Below are 18,753 nucleotides of genomic sequence, written 5' to 3' on the forward strand. Positions count from 1 at the left end.
TTAACCCCTATAGAAGATTGAACGCCAACGCTCCGCGCGTCTCATGGCAGGCTTTGATGCGCGCGAAAAGTACCTGATGGGTTCATTTGAGACGACTACCCGGTCTGGTTCCCAGCGGTTATGCTCGTAAAGATCGAACACAAGGAATTGGTCGGAATAGTATTCCTTTGCCAGAAGAAGCATGGGGTCGTATGAGGGTTCCGCCGCCACAAGGGCTAGAAAGTCCGGCACAATATCCTTGCCTTCGTTAACCTCGAGATACGGTATAAATACTTCAAGACCAGGCTGACTGAATTCAGGATCGTCGCCAAAAATCTGGATGTTGATGTGATAGATTATCCACCAAAGCGAAGCATCTCCGTAATAGAGCTCGGCAAGAAGCCATATATCTTCGTCCTGATTGAGGAGATGATAGAAACCTTTATCTGTTTCACGGCTGATCATTGCAACACCTATGCCGGTTGGAAAAGCTTGTCCTCGTCCGTGTCAAGCTCGGCGACCGCGGTCAAACTGACCTGATAGCGAAGATTCTTGACAGGATTCACCGATATCGTCTGGATTACGATTTTTGTTATCCCGAGGACCGAAAGGAGAGGAAGCTGAGGGCTAAAAGCCGGTTCCTGGCCGCTCAAATCCTGGCTCGCTGAAATTAAGTTCGCTAGATTATTGCCTGTTTCCTGGTAGTTCAATTTGGCGCCCTCAACAATACTTATTGCTCCCTTGTGATTGCGCACTAAGTCGCTTACTTCTTTGATGACATCGTTCGCCTTGACCGCTCCGCCGCCGCAGGTAAGAGGTTTCCTGAAGTCGCCTGCTTCGAACTGTATGTTCAAATCGTATCCGGAAAACCCCATATCCTCCTTTACCGTATCGAGAAGTCCGTCGACCTCGGTAACAACCACTCTTCGGCGTCCGCTGATCGATATCTGGCACGGATAAGGAATTCTGACCTCGTTGTTCAATACGAGGTAGTCAGTGCAGGTATAGAAAGTACCCGAGCGATTGCTTGTAAATACTGCATCGGTCAAACCAGATAAGAAGTTGTCACTTAAGCTCACCAAAACCTCCTTTGCTTAAAACTTTTGAAAACGCAACAATGACATCACTTCCCCTTTCTTGAATGCGAATTGAAGTGATCTTCTACGATCTTTATGATTTGAAGCTTCGCCTTTTCAAGACTTAAATCAACGCCTTTTATCTCAATGTGTATTGCGCCTGGGAGCAAATTGTACTGTATCTTTTCAGCCTCTTCCTTATCCTTTGACCGAACCTTGTCCGCCCCTCGTACCGATGTCTCCTGTCCCAGTTCAACCTTGAAATACTCCTCGGCTAGGGAAAGAACGTTTGTGAATTGTTCGCTTGAAAAGACATCTGCACCCAAATCTTGAGTAGCTAAAGCGGGAGAGTAGACTTGAGGACCCACAGGGTATGCGCCTGCTGAAGGAAGAAAGGCTCCTGCGGCAGTTTGCCCTCCTTGAGGCTTAATGTAAGTGTCATAACCAGAAACGCGCCCTAAAGCTCTTTCGTACATTGCTGAAGGCAATGAGGAGCCCGTCGCTAGATTTAATGCCTGTTGAGACACTCCCGGCAAAGGCTTTGGCGAGATGCGAACTGCCTTATCTATCTCCTGGAAAGGGGCTTCCAGAATTTGCATTGCTTCCTTGGTCGGCACGTAATTTTTGTCGGCTTGATGACGCAACACTTCGTCACCTAGGAGTTCTAAAGACTGATCTATCGATTTTATATCGCCTGTTTTCTTGATCCTTTCCAGCCACATATCCTTTAAGTCAGCCTGCGTTATTGGGATGCTGGATTTATTGTCGGCTGAAGTTTTATAGAGCTGATAATTGAGTTGTTCAAGCAGGTATTGCGCCTCTGCGGCTTTATTTTCAATCTCCTGTCCGTATGTCTGCTCTATAGCTTGCTCCGGTGTAAGTCCTTCATAGCCTAAGGGATTACCAAAAAAAGTGTTGAGAGTCTTAAAAAATTGAGGCGTTTTTTGCCATTCAATTTTCTCCTTCGTTATAGCTTCCTCATACGTCAAGTTTTCCTTCTCCATTAGCCGCTTCCGCCTTGCTTCGATGCTTAAATTCCGTACAGCCCCTTGTAACTTGAAGATGGAGAACGGGTTGATTATGTCGCCAAGACCGAATTCTACACTCTCAAAACCGGCAGCTTTAACCGGCACGGTTCCCAAAGCGGCGTTTATCTTTTCTCCGGCAACCGCCAACTTGAAGGGCAGCGATAGAAGGCTTCCCAGAATCCCTCCGCCGGCTCCTCCAGCGATTGCCCCGCCTGCCCCGCCTGCCGCGGCTCCGGCGGCGGCAGATATGCCTGCATCAAGAATGCCTCCCACCGTTCCTGCAACGTCGCCCAAACTGGAGTAGATCTCGGCAACGCTTCCCTTGCCTGATTCTCCTCCCAATCCCTGTACAGCAATCTTCCCCGAGGATAAAAGCTGCAACATCTCGCTTCCCAGCAGCATAGTACCTGCCGAGTATCCCGCTATCTCGTCAAGCCTCTGCAGCATAAGTGAATATTGGTTCGGCAGCTCGGCGTAGGCTTCGACAGAAGGCTGATACACAGGAGGAGCGGCTTCTGCCGGCGTTGCATTGATTAATGTATTACCATTCAACGGCGTTCTGACAGCGGTAGCATCTCTCACTAATTCAGTCGAAGGAAGATTCCAGTAGTAACTGAAGACATCTTTAGGCTCAATTGGAGATTTCAAAGCGGAAAACAACTCCTGTCTTTTCTTTATATCTGAAAGCTCGGCATTATATCTCTCTGGGGAATTCTCAACTATTTTGGATGGGTCTATCAGAATTTCGTCTAGTTTGTTTTTTTGAATTTCTTCTCCATATAGCATCTTCAACCTCCAAAGAGTTTAGCGAGAGCGTATGCGAGACGCTTTGCCTCGCGCTCTTCGAGCCAGAGCGCCTCGCCGTAAGCCAACCAGAACTTCCGCTCATCCTCTGGGACCGAACCGAAGTAGTGTTTAATCATTGTTTCCGCCTGCAGAACCACATTGCGGTCTAGCTGTCTGCGGCGGGCCTGGGAAAATTTTCAAGCTTAACTTCAAGCCCCGTGCCTGCTACGCGCATCAAATTTACCGCAATCTGCGGAACCAGCGCCGGCTTCGAATCCACAAGTTTCTGCAGCGCCATTCTGTCTTCAGCGCACATCAATATGAGGTTGCGCGAAGCATCGTATAAGGACTCGGAGCCTGTGTCGTAGTAGAATTTTATCTCCGCGTGTCCGGGCACCTTGAAGCCGTAAATCTCTTGGCCGATTCTTATGGCGATTGGCGATTGTGTTTCTTTTGCGGCCATTCTTTCCTCCTTGTGTTTTCTGGAGGCGGCATTTATGCCGCCTCCAGATTTTTATTTTTCTAGACAATCTTACCGGCTACCGCCGTGTATTTGCGAACTATCTTCTTTGTTCCATCATCGAGCGATTCGCTTACGTCAGTGACGTCAACGTCCATTATGTTCACCACGCTCCAGTTGAACTCCGGCTTGATTAAACCGCTTGAGTCTACCTTCTTGTCGGCATAGGCGACGGTGATGAGGAAAGGAGCATAATCCAGCGCATCTTTTCCAGCTGCGCGGGCTATAGCCTCGAAATTAACGGCATTTTCAAGCGTCATCGAGAAATCGCAAGTGTAAGAGCGGTGTCCATATCCTATGCCGTGAGGTGCAGAGCCTCTTGCGTACTGCAGCTCCTTTTCCTTCTTTGCAGACCAGTTAATTGAGGTTATACCTGTGAAATCTAAGCCGCCTATTTTTATTGTAACGTCGGTCCAGTCATGGACCTTGCCGTTGATAAGTATGCTATCAGCCATCTTTCACCTCCTCTTATTTCTCGATTCCGGTTTTTAGCTGGAAGGTTGCTTCAAGCTTCTTCTTTGTCGGAGTGGGAACTATCTCGACCTTGCAGTGAACGATGCCGTTTGACCAGATGTTTTCGTCCGGCGTCAGCGTAAGCTTGTAATCCATGACGGGCTTATCAGTATCTTCTTCGGTGATTTTCATGGCTTCAAGAGGTCTTGAAAGATCCGCCTTGTATGCAGCCATATCCTTTTCGCTTATTCCGGGTGAGTTAGTGTACGGAACATTAGCTATTCCAACCATGCGAACGGACTCGTCCATGATGCGGCGGTTGCGGATGCAGTAGAAATCGGATGTGGCTGGCGCGAAAGTCCAGTCGTCAGTCGCGATTGTTCCATAGCCTATCCAGTTTCTCAGGGTTATGTAACGGGCGTCATTGAGCTGCGCCAGCTTGCCTTTATCCATTTCCTGTTTTGAAGAATAGAGATAGTAAGCTTCGTTAGTTGCTGGAGTCACGCCTGTAATGGTAAACTTCCCATTTTCGTAATTGATGGTGCCTCTTTGCTCTCCTGTACTCTGATCGTATAGCTTTCCGTCTCCGCCGTCTATTAAATCTACTTGTGTAGTCGTTTTGTTGATAATCATGTGCACAGACCAGGATACAACAGGGAAATAATCAAGCGTTCCTTCAACAGAGGTTCCGCATTCCTTGTATCCTTCTTTGTTTGGGTGATAGGGCTCGATGCGAACCGAGTTGACTATCTTCATGTAGCGCACCCAGCCCACCGAGTGGTGAAGCTTTGCGTTGGAAACGAGCCCTGCGATGCAGCCTCCGACTGGTCTTATCTGCATCTCGCCCTGCTGCGTCAAAAGGGCATATCCTGCGTTAACAGCAATCCTAACGTCGCGAGCGTTGGAGGCCGATATATCGGCAAGCAAAGCGATCCATTCATCAGCGTTCCAGGTGCGCGGATTTGTTGACGTTGCGATATTGGGTCTGGTCTCCTCTATGGAAGGCATATCGACCATGACCCAGATGGGCCTGGAATCCTGAGTCCAAAGACTTTGGGCCTTGCTTGCAAGGTCGGATAGAAAAGCTACTATCGCGTTCTTGACTGTATCCCTAGAGGTTGTATCGATGCTGGGGAAGGTCGATACGTAGAGGTACTCAAATCCCTGTCCGCCGTTCGGGTCGGTCCATTCAACGAGATCCTGCACGGCATTGAGTATCTCGTTCGACGTGGCCCTGGCTGCGGTTGTTGACCAGCGGTATTGGTCACCCGTAACAAAGCTACCGGATTCGTCTGGCGATGCGGCCTCGGTGAACTGAATATAAGTGCCGTTGCCCATATCTATCTTTGAGACCGGCTTCCCTGAATCTTCGCCCGTCTTTACGAATTTAAGCTCAGGACCCCATGACACGCCATTGTTTACTGAAAGCCGATATCGAGCTTCGGAAAGCTTGCCGCCCGCAGTAATACGGATAATGTACTTGCGGCTGTTGTAAGGATTGCTGACACCCGCATCTTTCGCAGCGGTAACCGCAGCCTTGCCGCCCGCTTTCGAGGCTCCCGCAGGAATCCCTATGGCTTTTTGAACAACCGAAGATACAACTCCATCGATGCTGGGCGTGCAACGTCTAATGCCTATCTGAACCGCCCTGTTCGTAAAAGCATCGTACACTTTTTCATTGAGCAAACCTAGTCCGTATTCATCGGCAACGTCGTCAGGGTCAACGGCGAACTTAATAAGCGTTGTTCCTTTTTGGCTTTCGCCGACAACACCGAAAAGACCTGCAGTGGAAGGCGGAAGCACTCCCAAACCGCCGTCGAGGATGGAAGGATAATAACCTGGTAAGTCCTTCAATGGCATCTTTACTCCTTGTTGAACAGGTATTTATCCACCGCCGAATCGAACTCCTTTTCGGTCAAGAGAGAGCTCTCGCTGAAGCCGGCGATGATTCTAAGGTATACCGGATGATTTATCTTTTTGTCTTTGACCCAGCGTTCAAAGGTTCTTTTTTCTTCCTTCACTCTTTCCTCCTTCTTTCCCTCAGGGTCTTTTCTCCAACCCTCGGGGGGGTTGTTTGATTGAGACAGTTGTGTTCCATCTCGCGGAGATTCCTGTATTTTGTTTTTCTTTGAGTTCTCTATCATTGCATCTTATCCTTTCCTTCTGAAAAGAATGTGAGAACTGATCATTGAAGGGGATATGGTTCGCCTGAACCTTTTTTTGTTTGCTATCTTGCCCATTCCGGCAACGCTCCACTCTTTTCTACAATCATTTCTTCACTTCTTTTCATATTGTGTCCTGTCAAGGCATTTCAGGCTCATCGAGTACGAAGCGCGTCAAAAGCGGCGAAACATCGGCGATGAAAACCTTCCCGGTATATTTTATGACAATAGGAATCATGTACGTGACCGTTTCTCCTTCAACTTCCGTCGTAACGCTCATCGATGTCATTTCCTCTGTAACGGTTTCGTAACGATCGCTATAGAGTTCTGCCGCTATCTCTTTCCTGTGGAACATGAGCATCAATTGATCAAGATAGCCGCCTTCACCCGCCGCTTCCTCCTCTGTCTGAGCGTTGATTGTGGCCTTTATAGTAACCGCGGCGTCTCTTACGGTTCTGTTGGTTACCCTGTAAGCCTCGGTTTCCCACGAGTAGCTATCGCCTTCCACGACATCGGAACCTTGCGTAAGGAATTCGAACATGGAGCCGTTTCCGATTTCAATCATGCCGCTTAAGGGAATGTTTCCTGAAGAAACCGTGGTTTGAACGCCCCATTCCGAGCCTGTCCAGGGCGTTTTCTTGAGTGTGTAGGCTCCGGGCGTAGTTTCATTTCCTATGATGCCTGTTTGAGTTATTTCGAGCGCGTATTTGTTGTTGCCGGAATGCCGGGGCGAGCTTTCTATGCGCACGTCTTCCGTTCCGCCTGGAGGAACGGGATGAACTATAGTTATATTCTCATCTCCGCTTTTGTAGATAACCTCAGGTGCGCCGCAGGTGAGAGCGTTAGATAGAGCTACGCCCGTAACATGGAGAACAGCGGTCGGGCTCTGACTCAAGGTTACCGAACGCTTGTCAAGTTTTTCGCGTCCCACTACTCTGGCTCCAGGAGCAAACACGAGCGCCTGAAATGGATTCTGCAGAGACGATAACCCCTCTTGTACCCTGTCGTAGCACCATGATACCGAAAGACCGCGCATTATCGGACCGTAAGGCAGGGGCATTATTGCTCCTCGTCGGTATTGGATGAAAATATAGGCTTTGCGGCCCGATAACGGATACGAGCGCGTGCACGTTCCTCAGCTCCGGGAAGCTCTATCTTTCCTGATGCGAGGTCGGCAAGCGTGCGGTCTGCAAGCTCGCGTTTGTCCTTCGCCACGGCTTCCTGCTCCACTCTTGCATATAGACGGTAAATAGTCATCTGGATTGTGGCTTCTTTTATTAAATCCCGCGCTCCATCCGAGCCTATTGCGGCAAGATCGAGAGGCGCAACGTAACGTTTTGCCAGCTGTGAATCGGCATAGGCCTCGGCCCAGAGTATGGCGGATTCAATCTTTGAATCATCTGTAATTTTCTGCGTTATCGAATGAGCAGGATCATCGTCGGTTAGTCTTGCAAGAACGTCCTCAGGGATAGCCGATTTTACCTCATCAACCGTCAGATACCGCATCATTACCTCTCTTTTTGCACTTCAAATCATCAAGCTTCTCAGCCAGACCTTTCTTCAGGAATTCGCGAATCAACTCAGCATGAAACAAGGCTTCTTCGCCGGCTTCATACCATCGACCGTCTGATTTAACCGGTCTTGTGAAGCGAATTTTAATCTTTTCGCGCGGTTTTGACTTTCGAGAAGCCCTTTTCGACATTCTGTTCTCCGGATTTATGCAACTACAGTGCCGAATACGATGCATTCTGGCCAGTGCGGCACCGGCAAAGGACGCGATTCGGCAAGCACCCATAGCATCGAAGGGTCTTTTTCGGTCCAGGCCTTTGCAAAAAATGGTTGAGCTGCAGCTGCTTCCGAATCCAGATCATAAATCAGCGCATAATGCATCCGAAACGGACCTTCTGAAGCCACAAGTATAAAAGCCTCTTCGGGAATGAAGTTATGACTGCTTCCTGAGGAGTCGATATAGGTTGCGTCATACTCAAAGATGTCTACCCCGACCAGGCGACCGATGTAATTCGAACGGCCTACAGATATTTCTCCAACATTGAAGTTGCGGTAATTAAGAAGCTCCCTGACCTTTGTATGGCCAAGAAGTGCGTCCACGACTTTCTTGCCTGCAATGGCGATATCTGCCTGGTAGCCAGTATCGGTTGATATGTGACGCTTCCATGTCAGAATGTCCCCTATTGGATCTGAATTCGCAGTGTCTGTCCATAAATCGTTGCCCGTCAGGACAGGTTTATGAGCCGCAGGCAGAAGATAGTCTATTGAAAACTCTACATTCTCCTGAGTTACAGATAGGGAACCTTGCAGGGACTGAGCGGCCATCCATTCGGTAGTCCTTGCAATCATGTTCTTGAGATCGGACAGCTCAACGGCTATGCGCTGGTTGCGGTACTGTTCAACGCCGCCGTCGCCAAGATAAAGATGCGAACCAGGCGAGCGGATAGAAAGAAGATCGTTAGCCTGAAGGACCTTCTTCGGCCTTATTCTGGGAGCCTTGACGGACTGCATCTTGCGCGCAAGCTCGGCTACCACTATCCCGCCCTCCACAGGGGACACAAAGGGAGCCAGACGCTTGCCGCCGACTACAACATCAACGTCAATCTCCTCGGAAAGCGTCTGAACCCTTGTCTTGAAAACCCTATCGAGAAGGAACGAGGGCGCTGCTGGGATTTCGTTGATTGCGGCGGTTAGGGAACGCCAGTGAAAAAGATCTGTCATGTTCGCCTCCTAGCCGATCTTCTTTACGTATATGCCGAATTCGGCAAGTTTGCGCTTAGCCTCATCAATCTGCCCGCTGGTCGCCGAATTCCAGTCAAGTTTATCCTGATTGAACTCGCCGTGCACATAAGCGGTTGTTGATGCGTCAGCCGATGAGGCGTTTGTATCTCGGGCCAGTACCGCCCTAGGGGTCTCAGTGCCGTCCGATGCAGCGGCTGAGAACTTATAATATTTGAAATCCGATGTCTTGCGGCCAAGAACTTGTCCTGAAACAAGCTCGCCTGCGCCGGAGCCTAGAACAATAGGGTAGAGCACGACCGGATGCCCGCCGGACAGAAGATTTTTTATTGTAAGGTTTTCTTCGGTTATCCCGTAGCTTTCAGCCATTTATTGCCTCCTTTATCCCGAATTTTACTCCGGGATATTTTTGACTATAGCTTTTTGGTTTCTTTAAGAGCGTTCGCTATTTTTCTGCCAAGATTTTCAAATGAGTTCTCGCTCCTTGCGGCAGGAACGGCTATCTCCTCAAGGCTGACGAACGAAGGTATAGCACCGAGAAGCTTGAGGAAGAATTCGTATTGAGAGATTTTATCATAGTCATCAGCCGCTAGCAGAGGCTCTTTGGAAAGACCGGAGATGAACTGTAAAAGCGTCTCGTTGTCCCATGCCTTAAGCAGTTTTCCCTCTCCGAGAAATTTGTCAATTAGCGCCCTGCTCTCGTTCGCTCTTTCTTCATTAAGCCCTTTAGTATCCTTCTCGTTTTCCGCCTTGCCTTGATCTTCGTTGTCGTTCATGTGCGATTCATCCTCCCCCTCTTCTGGTTGATGCGTTGCTGAATTGAGTCTCAAAGATAGTTCATCCAATCTTTTCAGAACGAACTTCCGCTCATCATCGCTAAGATTGGAAACGTCTCCCTTCACTGTTTCCAGAGCTGCCGGAACAATCAAGGGCAATCCATCGATGATATCGACCACTAGAGCCGGATACGCTTCTGGAGTTTCAGCATCCTTTTCTGGATTCATGATGAGGGAGTAAGAAGCCAACCCCTTGTAGCCGAACTCCTTTCTTACCCGTTCAAGAGCGCTATTGGGATTCCAGGGATATTCGCTAGGTGCAAAGCCGAGTTCCTCAAGCGGAACGAGCCAGAACTTTTCATCAATGGCCATGTCTTGACCTCCTTCCTTTTCTTCGCCATGCCCGTATTATCTACGGATTCCTGACGAGAGCCATAGAATTCTGACCTCGTTCAGCCGATTCGCGGACGCCTCAAGTCGGTTCTCTTATACAGACTCCATTCCTTCCACAATGATCCCATTATGCTCGTGATTCTGGGAAGCCATTGAAACCTGACTTCTCTTGATGCGTTAAGTCGTGCATTCTTTATCCAAATGATGCGTTGAATCGGGGCCCATCCTTGACTCAAGCGCCGCTTGACGCCGCGGCGCACAAGAGTATCCTTAGGGTTATGAGTGCTAGATGTCTAAGATTCTCATTGCTTATGCTGTTGGTGCTATGCCTGTGGACAGGATGCGCCACAAAGGATTCGGACGGCGCGAAAAAGTTCGTTAACGACTACTGGACTCGCGTCTTTAAGGGTGACGCGCGGAAAGCGTACGGAATGCTAACGGGCAGGAGCAAGAGAAGACTTAAGTATAAGGAATATGCGGAAAACATCGCCTTCGGAACGAAACGCACGGCCGTTAAGGACAGCTTTTTTGAGGCGTACGCGCCCGCATGCAGCGTCGGCATTGGACCTGCAATGATATCGGGCGATACGGCTGTTGTTGAAGTTCTGCTGACCATACCCGACCTTCCGAACCTGAACAGAACAACGCTTCTGCCGAAGGCGGATTCGTTATTCGGACAGAAGGATTCGCTTGCCCGCAACGAGTGGCTTTTGAGAGAGCGTACAAAGGCGATAAGAAACAAACATTACAGACCGCTTATCATGCATCTTACGCTAAGGCTTGCGTGGGAATGGTTTAACTGGCACCTTATATACGAATGAGAGGAAAAGAATGACAAGGAAAGCATTTTTAGTTTCGATTGCCTGCGGGGCTGCATTTCTCTGGGTGGCGTGCCCTGCAAAGGATGAATCGACTGCGGTCCGCAGCGCGGTGGTTCAATACTGGGGTTATATCTACCAGGGTGCGACTCGCTCAGCATACGACATGCTTGATAGCGAAAGCCGAAACAGAATAACTTACCGCAAATATGCCGAGAAAGTCGGATTCGGTACAAGCAACATACCCGAAATCAAGGAATACTGGAAGGCTTATCAAACCATGACAAATATCGAAATAAAGAACGTAGCCGTTCAAGGAGGCAGGGCTAATGCAGATCTCGTACTTACGATACCTGACCCGAAGTGGTTTCCCGACGAAGCTTATGCTGAATCACAGCGGCTTGGCCTCAAGGATCAGGAGTACGCCTTGTTCATGATAAAAGCCCAGACGCAAGCCCTGAAGGAAGGCAGGATTCCTCTGGTAAGATTAATGGAAACGACCAATCTCGTCAAAGAGGGAGAAGCATGGAAGATTGTTTTTGTAGACGAAGGATAGTAATGAAGGCTGGCAAAGCCGCCGGAATAATTGGTATAGCAATGCTTATTGCAGGTTGCGCAAAGGCGGACTCCGTGGCTGACTATGAGGCTCCGGATACTTCAAAGCTCGTCGATTTCTCAGATTGGGGAACGAGCGGAAAACTGCAGTTCCGGATTGTCAAGGTAGAAGAGCTGAAATCCCTTGCTGTTGTAAACGGCGAGGAGAAGGCCCCTCGAGCGATGAGATTTTTTGTAGTCACGCTTGATGTGATGTCCTACGACCTGGGCAAGGGAGTAATCGACTTTCCTGCAAGGGTAAGTCTTGTGGATGAAACGGGTCTTGCATACAAACCCAACTCCGAAAGATTCACCCGCCTTAACGCCTCTCCGCCACAGGTCAATATCGATGCGGGACAGTTTATTGAACGCAAGATCGCTTTTCTTGTACCCAAGGAGTATGAGCCTGCCGCACTTAGATGTATGGGAGCGGAGGATGCAAAACCATCTTTGTTCGCATTAAGCAGAAGTCTTTAACAGCCGATTGAAGAAAATTGCGAGGGCAGTTTTCTTTATCCTAAGACCGGCGCCAGAAAACAAAAGGACCTATTTCGACCTTGTCTCTTAACCTTGGCAACCACGGCAGCACCGCGAGAAACTTCGGTTGTTCTTCAGTCATTCGTCTCCTCCGACTAGGGTCCCCAAAGAATCCACATGGTGGATTCTTTGGGTGAATCATTCAAGCATCTTCTGAACTGCTACAATACGTCCAATGATTCTATCGTGCAGTCCAAGAACGTAAGGCGAATAATCGGTATTTGCAGGAACGAGCATGTAGATTTCCCTGTTGCCTTGTTTTGTTATCTTGAGTTCCTTAATGGTAGTCTCTCCCTCGACAAGCGCCACGACTATTGCCCGATTCGGAGGTGTAATATCCGGACAGACAATAACCCTGTCGCCCTGAGAAAGCCTTGGCTCCATTGAATCCCCTTGAATAATCAAAGCGAAGGCTTGAGGATGCCTTGCAGTGGTCGACGGCACGGGCAAGTATTCAAGTACAACCTCGGGCGTATAGCGCGGGAATCCTGCAGGCACATGCCCGAGTACGGGGATAAATCTTACGGGCAGCTTTTCCGATTCGGGTACATCCGGTGCGGTCTGCATCTCTCCCTCGCCTGTCAGAAGCCACTGCAGGGATATGCCGAGTTCCTTGGCGATACGTACGAGAAGCTCCACATCAACGCTTCGCTCGCCGCGTTCGTAGCGTACCAGGGAATTCCTATGTATCTTCAGCTTATCGCTCAGCTCCTGCTGATTAAGCGACCTCGCCTTGCGCCCCTCGCGTATTCGCTGCCCAACAATCTTATCGGAGTTCTGATCAGTGAACATAATCGCTCTCCTTTAGGGCATATAAAAAGCTAAGTCTTAACATTTTTGTCCCCATACGGATGTGGAAAACTTCCTAAATAACCCAAAAAGTTGCAACTTAAAAATATAACTCTTGACAATTCACCCTTTTGGGTTATAATCCCAACAATGATTGAATCCATTCAGGTGATTATACCCATGGAAACGAAAGTTGTCAAGGGGTGAAGCATGAGAACAAAAAAGGATAACCTCACTATCCGCGAGGATGCCGAAAGGATGCTCAAGCGAATTGCCTTCATCGAAGATCGTCTTGAACGAATCAGGAAAAAGTTTGAGGACAGGATAAGAAAATATGAAGAGAGGATGGGGGAAGAAAGCGCCGGGCTCCTGGCGGAGGCAGAGCTCCTCCGTCAGGAGCTTGAGCGGCTCTTGAGACGCTCAGCCGGGCCCGGGCGCTCACTGATACTGTCCTCCGGCAGAATAGGTCTGCGTACAGTATGGAGTCTGGATATACCTCATCCTCAAAGAACAATCAGAAAGCTTGTCGAACACGGTCTTGGCGACTGCCTTAGATTGAAGCAGGAACTCGATCGCCAGGCACTGGCAAGACTCGATGAGAACTCCTTGAGGAAGATCGGCATCCGAAGGGAGCGGAGAGAGAGCTTCTATGCCGTCACGAAAAAGGAGGCACCTTGAACGGACGAAAGATTGAGGAAGTGAAGGCTGAGATAGCATTGAAAAGAAGAGAGCTCGACAAGGCTATCGCGAAACAGAGTTTTTACTGCCTCAAGAACAAGCGGGTAGTATCGCCTGCAGAGTGTCACGACTGCTTTAATGACATACCGTATATAGAAAAACTCTCTAAGTGGAAAGAAGACAGGCAGCTTTGCATTAAAGAGCACTCTCGAAGCAGGAACCAGAAACATGCAAGGGGTTTTAAGCGAAAGAATTCGGATGAGGGTTCCTACGATGGAAAATTCGTCCAAGACGATTATTCAACACTCGCTGACTTCGCAACGGACACCGCTTTCTCCGTGGAAGAATATCTTAGCCGAGGTCTTTTGAATTTCTTTCTCGAGCTTGATTCACTTGCCGAACGCTTCGAAGCATGGTGGGCCTCGATAACGCCCGATGTCCGTTCAAGAATTCATATGAGCGCTGAATTTCAGGAGGCGATTCTATGGTTTGCGGAAAGGCTCAGGGAGTTCCAGGCATCGCTTTTAGGAATAGCAAAAACAACCGGTGAATAAAAACAAGAAATAAAGGAGGAATAATGTGGGGTGAAGAACTGACCCTCAATCTCTTCGGAACGACAATCCTTGGCTCCGTTATCGTGGCCGCGATTGTAGAAAAACTTAAAACGTGGCTCAAGACCGAAGGATGGCTCAACACGGCATTCGCTTTAGCGGTGGGAGCGGCCCTTGGCGGTCTTATGTACCTTGTTGAGCTGCTCTTTTCCAGGATTGGAATGTCGACGCAAGTCACTCCGGCAGCAATACTGCTTCTTGAAGGCGTCTTCTCTGGAGGAGTTGCAGCAGGTCTATGGAAGGCATTGAAAACAATAGGGCGCAAGCCGTGACAGCCGGAAAGAAAAAGGGCCGCGGCGTCTTGCTGCGTTTCTCCGCGGTAGCGTCCGCGGCCCTTTTTGCCTTGGCCCTTGGACTCGCATCCTTTACCTTTGGCTACACCCTTGCCCTGTCTAAAATTTCGGGAATCTGGTCTGAGACAAGCGTGCTTAAAGCAAAGTCCGCTGAGCTTGAGAATGAACTCCTGCACTTGAAGAATTATGCGGTTCTGATAGACGCCATCGCTTCTCAGGGCGGCGCCGCAGAAAAACTGAATTCTTCATCCAGAACGGAACAAGGTTCGGTAAAAACGGAGACATCGGATTGAGCTTGGGAGACTGAGATGAATCTTTTGAAAGTCAAAGAAGCTGCAGGAATTCTCCACTGCCATCCCTTTTCTTTATATGCCGCCATTTATGAAGGCAGGATAAAAGCGGTAAAGTTCCGTGGCGGAGTTCGAATCCAATCGGATGAGGTTGAACGTCTTGCATTCAGAAAAGAACGTTTCCGGAGCACGCTAAACGTCAGGGAAACGTCAAGAATACTGTCATGCTCGTACTCAACCGTTCTCAGACTCATACGCTCACAAAGAATCAAAGCTTCGATTTTAGGGAACAGTTACCGCATCGAACCGGATGAGCTCGAGAATTATGTACGGTCTCTTCCATGCCTGTAGGATTCAGGTTTAACTTGATACGCGCAAAGGGAATATCTCGTAAGCTATAAGGGAAACAGCAAGGTGAAGGAAAACAAGTTGCGTTTTCTCCCGGTAGAGGCGCACTGATTTTGGAGGTTGAGATATGAGAATTTTAAAACCTAATGAAAAGGAGTTCAGCAATCCTTACGTGCCGTCGGCGTGGATGAGCGGAATCCTCGCTAATATGCCGGTATCGACGCAGTCTTTTGTTGAACGTCATGAGGGAAGAGGCCTTTGGGACGTCTTCGAGGAGATGATGCAGGATCCGCACATACAGAGCGTGTTTCGTTCCAGACGGGCAGGGGTTGCAGGAAGACGCTGGGAACTTGCGCCATCGGACGACTCCGCAAAGGCGAAAAAAATGACGGAGTTCGTCAGGAGGGCGCTTTCCGCAATCCCCAACTTCGAGTACGGACTGGCGCACCTGTTGAAGGCGATACCTTACGGACATTCGGTTCTCGAGGTTATGTGGAGAATTGACTCAGACGGCGTAAGGATTGACTCGCTGAGATCAAGAAGACCGGAGCGCTTCATAGTAGAGCCGGGCTCCGCGCTCAAGCTACTTGACGCTGAAACCGGCACGGCAAAGCCTCTTCCCGACCGGAAGTTCGTTCTGCACAGGCACGAGCCGCAGGACGACATCCCATGTTCAGTTCCCCTTCTCTTATCTATTTACTGGCCATGGTTCTTCAAGAAACACGCCCAGGCTTTCTGGATGGTGCTTGCGGAAAAGTTCGGTATTCCGTCGGTTATAGGCCGCTATCCGGCGCATTTTACCGACGCAGACGTATCCAATCTTCTGAAGGCGCTTACCAATCTTCAGCAGGACTCGGTGGCAGCGGTTCCGCAGGATACCCAGGTCGAGGTTGAATCGATAGAGGTCGGAGAGAAGGGCGCTTTCTTCAGGGAGCTTCTTGGTTTCATGAACTCGGAGGTGTCGAAAACCGTTCTGGGCGGAACCCTTACCCAGGAAGTGGGCGACGTAGGCTCCTATGCCGCTGCAAAAACCCACAGCGACGTCCGCCAGGAGATAATAGCGGCCGATGCAAGGCTGCTGCAGACAACGATTAATTCAACACTCGTTCGCTGGCTGGTGGACTTCAACTACGGTCCAGAGACCGAGGCGCCTACCTTCGTCATAGACTACATGCCTCCCAGGGGAACACCCGAATTTGCACAAGTTCTTAAAACTCTGTCTGATATGGGGTACAAGGTTCCGGAAAGGTTTATTGCAGAGACCTTCGGCCTCCCGGAGGGATGAGGTAGTATTGACACTTCTACAATCTTAAAGTATCATATACTAATGGACAAAGACGAAAAAAAGCAAAGAATTGCTTATAAGTGGCAACCTATTGAGGACCTTCCAAAAAACTGGGGGGTCCTCCCGGCACCTGATCTCGCTTCCCTCTCTGATATTTGGAAGGAACAATCTGAAAGATTAAAGCTTAGTCCACAATGGCAGACCTTCCTCGATAGACTCAAGAGAAAATGGTCTATTGAAACAGGAATCATAGAACATATATACGAAATAGATCGCGGTATAACCGAAATACTAATTGAACAAGGTATCAAAGAAGCTCTTATACCCCATGGAGCTAGTAATAAATCACCTGAAGAAATTGTACCTATTATTGAAGATCACGAAGAAGCGATTAATGGATTATTTGATTTTGTAAAGAGTCAAAGACCATTAACAACCTCTTACATAAAAGAACTACACTTTTTACTAACTCGTCATCAGGTAACTACTGTAGGTATTAATGGTATGGGTAGAAAAACCGATGTAAAACTCATACGTGGAGATTGGAAAAAATGGCCCAATAACCCGACAAGACCTGATGGACAAATTCATGAATATTGCCCACCAGAACAAGTAGCCTCAGAAGTTGAAAAACTCATTTGCTTTCATACCGAACACGACAATGTCAAAGTCCCACCTGAAGTTGAAGCTGCTTGGTTTCATCACAGGTTTACCCAAATACATCCATTTATGGATGGGAATGGCAGGGTAGCAAGAGCCTTAGCTTCCCTTATTTTTATAAAAGCAGGTTGGTTCCCATTAGTAGTAACACGTGACGATCGTGTTCAATATTTAGATGCTTTAGAAGTTGCCGATAAAGGTGATCTAAAATCTTTAGTTGAGCTTTTTGTCTCAATCCAAAAAAAGGCGTTTGTAAAAGCACTTAGTATCAGCGAAGACGTATTAACTGATTCAAAGAAAAAAGTTCTTGATTCAGTAGCTCAACGTCTTCGAGCAAGGAAGGAAGAATTCGGTATTCAGAGGAAGGGTTTAGAGGAACGAGCATACATACTAAAGAAAATTCTTGGGATTGAATTAGAAAAAGTCGTTAGTGAGGTGGAAGAAACTATAAAAGAAGCTGATCCACGTTATTATGCTAAAATGTACAAAAGTATGCCTGAACAATGGCATTGGTACAAATGGCAAATTGTCCAAATAGCAAGAGAATTTGACAACTATTTTGCCAACATAGGCCTACACCATAGTTGGGCAAGATTGGTTATACATGAATCGCAAGAAGTAAGTTTTTTAGTTTCAATCCATGCTCTTGGAACTGAATTCAGAGGTGTTGGTGCATGCTCTGCATTCGTTTTTTTCAAAGAATACAGACAGGATGAAGAGGAAATTGCTGATTTAAAACCAGCTTGTCGAGAGATATTTCAATTTACATATAAAGAAGATATAGAAAAATTAAAAAAAAGATTTGAGAATTGGCTCGCAGATAGTATCACAATTGGACTAGATATCTGGCGAAAATCTCTCTAAGAAAATAAACTTAAGCTTCTTTTCTGCTTGACAATCACTCACATAGGCTTATATTACTCATAAAACAAACTCGGAGGCGCGTATGAAGCGAGTAGCGTTTTTTATTACTTTATGTGTTGCTTTGAGCTTCTTCGCAGGATGTGATAAGAAGCTGCCTGATACCCTCAAAGGTGAGATTGCATTCGTGAGTTCAATGGAAAATGACGGCGCTCATGATATATACGTAATAACCTTGCCCTCAAAGGAGGTGCGCCAGCTTACAAAGACATCCGGCCAGGATGTCGAAAACATGTACTTGGACTGGTGCCCGACAGGGCAGATAGCGTTTGCCAGCACCCGTGACCGCAATTACGAGTTATACCTCACAAATCCTGATGGTTCGGGTGAAACAAGATTGACCAAGAACGATTACGACGATTTGTATCCCGCAATGAGATGGGACGGCAAGCAAATAGCATACTCCTCGACGATTCTCACATCCAGAGGTCTGCCTGAGAAAGACATTTTCATAATGGACTTAGCTACAAAGAAAACCGAACGTATAACAAACACGCCTGAGGACGAGGTCTCCCTGCGCTGGTCGCCCGACGGCAAAAAGCTTGCTTACTCGAGATACGTGATGGGCCAGTCTGAGATATTCGTGTATGACTTTGCATCAAAGAAATCATTCCAGTTAACCGACAATCCGGCCGAGGATGTGAATCCCGCGTGGACGCCGGACTCAAAATACATAGTATTTTCTTCGACGCGTCTTGACAGCGTCAACATCGGCGAAGACAAGCTCTACAGCATATTCGTCATGAATGCGGAAGACGGCTCAAACGTAACCACTTTGCTTGACGATTCAAAGGAAGGCTACTCCGTGGGCAACCCCTCGATATCGCCCGACGGTCTGTGGCTTGCATACCAGTACAAGCACAAGGACTGGGACTACATGTACATCGCTGTGCGGAGAGTGGACGGCAAGGAAGACTATACCATAGTAAAGAACATCTACTACAACCGGAACCCAGTGTGGAATCCAATGCCGCCTAAATAAATTTACCTACGGACGCGCGGTGGGGC

General features: G+C 48.3%; 25 protein-coding genes. 11 read left to right on the top strand and 14 right to left on the bottom strand.

The features are described 5' to 3' along the window. The 13 genes from GX441_10415 to GX441_10475 all read right to left on the bottom strand — a co-directional run bounded on the left by GX441_10415 (position 1) and on the right by GX441_10475 (position 9,900). Positions 1 to 444: a hypothetical protein gene (locus GX441_10415; protein ID NLI99056.1), complete on the bottom strand. Its 444-nt coding sequence runs from the start codon at positions 442 to 444 to the stop codon at positions 1 to 3. 8 nt (positions 445 to 452) lie between these two features. Beyond that, a complete protein-coding gene (locus GX441_10420; GenBank protein NLI99057.1) occupies positions 453 to 1,058 on the bottom strand; it encodes a hypothetical protein in 606 nt (201 codons plus the stop codon). Between the two features lie 44 nt (positions 1,059 to 1,102). Continuing rightward, a complete protein-coding gene (locus GX441_10425; protein NLI99058.1) occupies positions 1,103 to 2,869 on the bottom strand; it encodes a hypothetical protein in 1,767 nt (588 codons plus the stop codon). 166 nt (positions 2,870 to 3,035) lie between these two features. Continuing rightward, the gene (locus tag GX441_10430) at positions 3,036 to 3,332 is read right to left on the bottom strand and encodes a hypothetical protein (protein NLI99059.1); all 297 of its coding nucleotides are present in this window, start codon (positions 3,330 to 3,332) and stop codon (positions 3,036 to 3,038) included. A gap of 59 nt (positions 3,333 to 3,391) precedes the next feature. After that, a complete protein-coding gene (locus tag GX441_10435) occupies positions 3,392 to 3,844 on the bottom strand; it encodes a hypothetical protein (protein NLI99060.1) in 453 nt (150 codons plus the stop codon). A 13-nt stretch (positions 3,845 to 3,857) separates the two neighbouring features. Further along, positions 3,858 to 5,702, bottom strand: a complete 1,845-nt coding sequence (locus tag GX441_10440) for a hypothetical protein (GenBank protein ID NLI99061.1) — start codon at positions 5,700 to 5,702, stop codon at positions 3,858 to 3,860. Between the two features lie 2 nt (positions 5,703 to 5,704). Continuing rightward, positions 5,705 to 5,863 carry a hypothetical protein gene (locus GX441_10445; protein ID NLI99062.1) on the bottom strand — a complete coding sequence of 53 codons (159 nt, stop codon included), beginning with the start codon at positions 5,861 to 5,863 and terminating at the stop codon, positions 5,705 to 5,707. A gap of 280 nt (positions 5,864 to 6,143) precedes the next feature. Beyond that, the gene (locus tag GX441_10450) at positions 6,144 to 7,064 is read right to left on the bottom strand and encodes a hypothetical protein (GenBank protein NLI99063.1); all 921 of its coding nucleotides are present in this window, start codon (positions 7,062 to 7,064) and stop codon (positions 6,144 to 6,146) included. Beyond that, entirely contained in the window at positions 7,064 to 7,513 is a 450-nt protein-coding gene (locus tag GX441_10455) for a DUF1320 family protein (protein NLI99064.1), read from the bottom strand. Before GX441_10455 ends, GX441_10450 begins: the two co-directional genes overlap by 1 nt. Beyond that, positions 7,491 to 7,706, bottom strand: a complete 216-nt coding sequence (locus GX441_10460; GenBank protein ID NLI99065.1) for a hypothetical protein — start codon at positions 7,704 to 7,706, stop codon at positions 7,491 to 7,493. The genes GX441_10455 and GX441_10460 overlap by 23 nt, the downstream gene beginning before the upstream one ends. A 14-nt stretch (positions 7,707 to 7,720) precedes the next feature. Beyond that, positions 7,721 to 8,734, bottom strand: a complete 1,014-nt coding sequence (locus GX441_10465; protein ID NLI99066.1) for a major capsid protein — start codon at positions 8,732 to 8,734, stop codon at positions 7,721 to 7,723. A gap of 9 nt (positions 8,735 to 8,743) precedes the next feature. Continuing rightward, positions 8,744 to 9,121, bottom strand: coding sequence for a head decoration protein (locus GX441_10470; GenBank protein ID NLI99067.1), 378 nt, complete (start codon positions 9,119 to 9,121; stop codon positions 8,744 to 8,746). A 44-nt stretch (positions 9,122 to 9,165) separates the two neighbouring features. Beyond that, positions 9,166 to 9,900, bottom strand: coding sequence for a hypothetical protein (locus GX441_10475; protein NLI99068.1), 735 nt, complete (start codon positions 9,898 to 9,900; stop codon positions 9,166 to 9,168). Positions 9,901 to 10,199: 299 nt separating this feature from the next. Between GX441_10475 and GX441_10480 the strand changes: the two genes are divergently transcribed. From GX441_10480 to GX441_10490, 3 genes are read left to right on the top strand one after another with little or no spacing between them, the layout of a single operon-like run. Next, complete coding sequence (locus GX441_10480; GenBank protein ID NLI99069.1) at positions 10,200 to 10,742, top strand: hypothetical protein; 543 nt, start codon at positions 10,200 to 10,202, stop codon at positions 10,740 to 10,742. 10 nt (positions 10,743 to 10,752) lie between these two features. Next, positions 10,753 to 11,295, top strand: a complete 543-nt coding sequence (locus GX441_10485; GenBank protein NLI99070.1) for a hypothetical protein — start codon at positions 10,753 to 10,755, stop codon at positions 11,293 to 11,295. A gap of 2 nt (positions 11,296 to 11,297) precedes the next feature. After that, positions 11,298 to 11,810, top strand: a complete 513-nt coding sequence (locus tag GX441_10490) for a hypothetical protein (GenBank protein NLI99071.1) — start codon at positions 11,298 to 11,300, stop codon at positions 11,808 to 11,810. Between the two features lie 198 nt (positions 11,811 to 12,008). On the opposite strand, the gene GX441_10495 is transcribed toward GX441_10490, so the two are convergent. Further along, positions 12,009 to 12,662, bottom strand: coding sequence for a LexA family transcriptional regulator (locus GX441_10495; GenBank protein ID NLI99072.1), 654 nt, complete (start codon positions 12,660 to 12,662; stop codon positions 12,009 to 12,011). 207 nt (positions 12,663 to 12,869) lie between these two features. On the opposite strand from GX441_10495, the gene GX441_10500 reads away from it, so the two are divergent. The 8 genes from GX441_10500 to GX441_10535 all read left to right on the top strand — a co-directional run bounded on the left by GX441_10500 (position 12,870) and on the right by GX441_10535 (position 18,727). Beyond that, on the top strand, positions 12,870 to 13,337 hold the full coding sequence (locus GX441_10500; GenBank protein NLI99073.1) for a hypothetical protein: 468 nt from the start codon (positions 12,870 to 12,872) through the stop codon (positions 13,335 to 13,337). Then, on the top strand, positions 13,334 to 13,891 hold the full coding sequence (locus tag GX441_10505; protein ID NLI99074.1) for a hypothetical protein: 558 nt from the start codon (positions 13,334 to 13,336) through the stop codon (positions 13,889 to 13,891). Before GX441_10500 ends, GX441_10505 begins: the two co-directional genes overlap by 4 nt. Before the next feature lie 23 nt (positions 13,892 to 13,914). Then, on the top strand, positions 13,915 to 14,220 hold the full coding sequence (locus tag GX441_10510; GenBank protein NLI99075.1) for a hypothetical protein: 306 nt from the start codon (positions 13,915 to 13,917) through the stop codon (positions 14,218 to 14,220). Further along, positions 14,184 to 14,534 carry a hypothetical protein gene (locus GX441_10515; protein NLI99076.1) on the top strand — a complete coding sequence of 117 codons (351 nt, stop codon included), beginning with the start codon at positions 14,184 to 14,186 and terminating at the stop codon, positions 14,532 to 14,534. The genes GX441_10510 and GX441_10515 overlap by 37 nt, the downstream gene beginning before the upstream one ends. A gap of 15 nt (positions 14,535 to 14,549) precedes the next feature. Beyond that, positions 14,550 to 14,882 (top strand): helix-turn-helix domain-containing protein, encoded by a 333-nt coding sequence (locus GX441_10520; GenBank protein ID NLI99077.1) that lies wholly within the window; start codon positions 14,550 to 14,552, stop codon positions 14,880 to 14,882. 124 nt (positions 14,883 to 15,006) lie between these two features. Continuing rightward, on the top strand, positions 15,007 to 16,164 hold the full coding sequence (locus tag GX441_10525) for a DUF935 family protein (protein ID NLI99078.1): 1,158 nt from the start codon (positions 15,007 to 15,009) through the stop codon (positions 16,162 to 16,164). Positions 16,165 to 16,206: 42 nt separating this feature from the next. Beyond that, on the top strand, positions 16,207 to 17,688 hold the full coding sequence (locus tag GX441_10530; protein ID NLI99079.1) for a Fic family protein: 1,482 nt from the start codon (positions 16,207 to 16,209) through the stop codon (positions 17,686 to 17,688). A gap of 82 nt (positions 17,689 to 17,770) precedes the next feature. Then, positions 17,771 to 18,727 carry a hypothetical protein gene (locus tag GX441_10535; GenBank protein ID NLI99080.1) on the top strand — a complete coding sequence of 319 codons (957 nt, stop codon included), beginning with the start codon at positions 17,771 to 17,773 and terminating at the stop codon, positions 18,725 to 18,727. Positions 18,728 to 18,753: the final 26 nt, after the last annotated feature.

Source organism: bacterium, from assembly GCA_012517375.1.
Taxonomy (GTDB): Bacteria; Hydrothermota; Tepidihabitantia; order B3-TA06; family B3-TA06; genus JAAYVC01.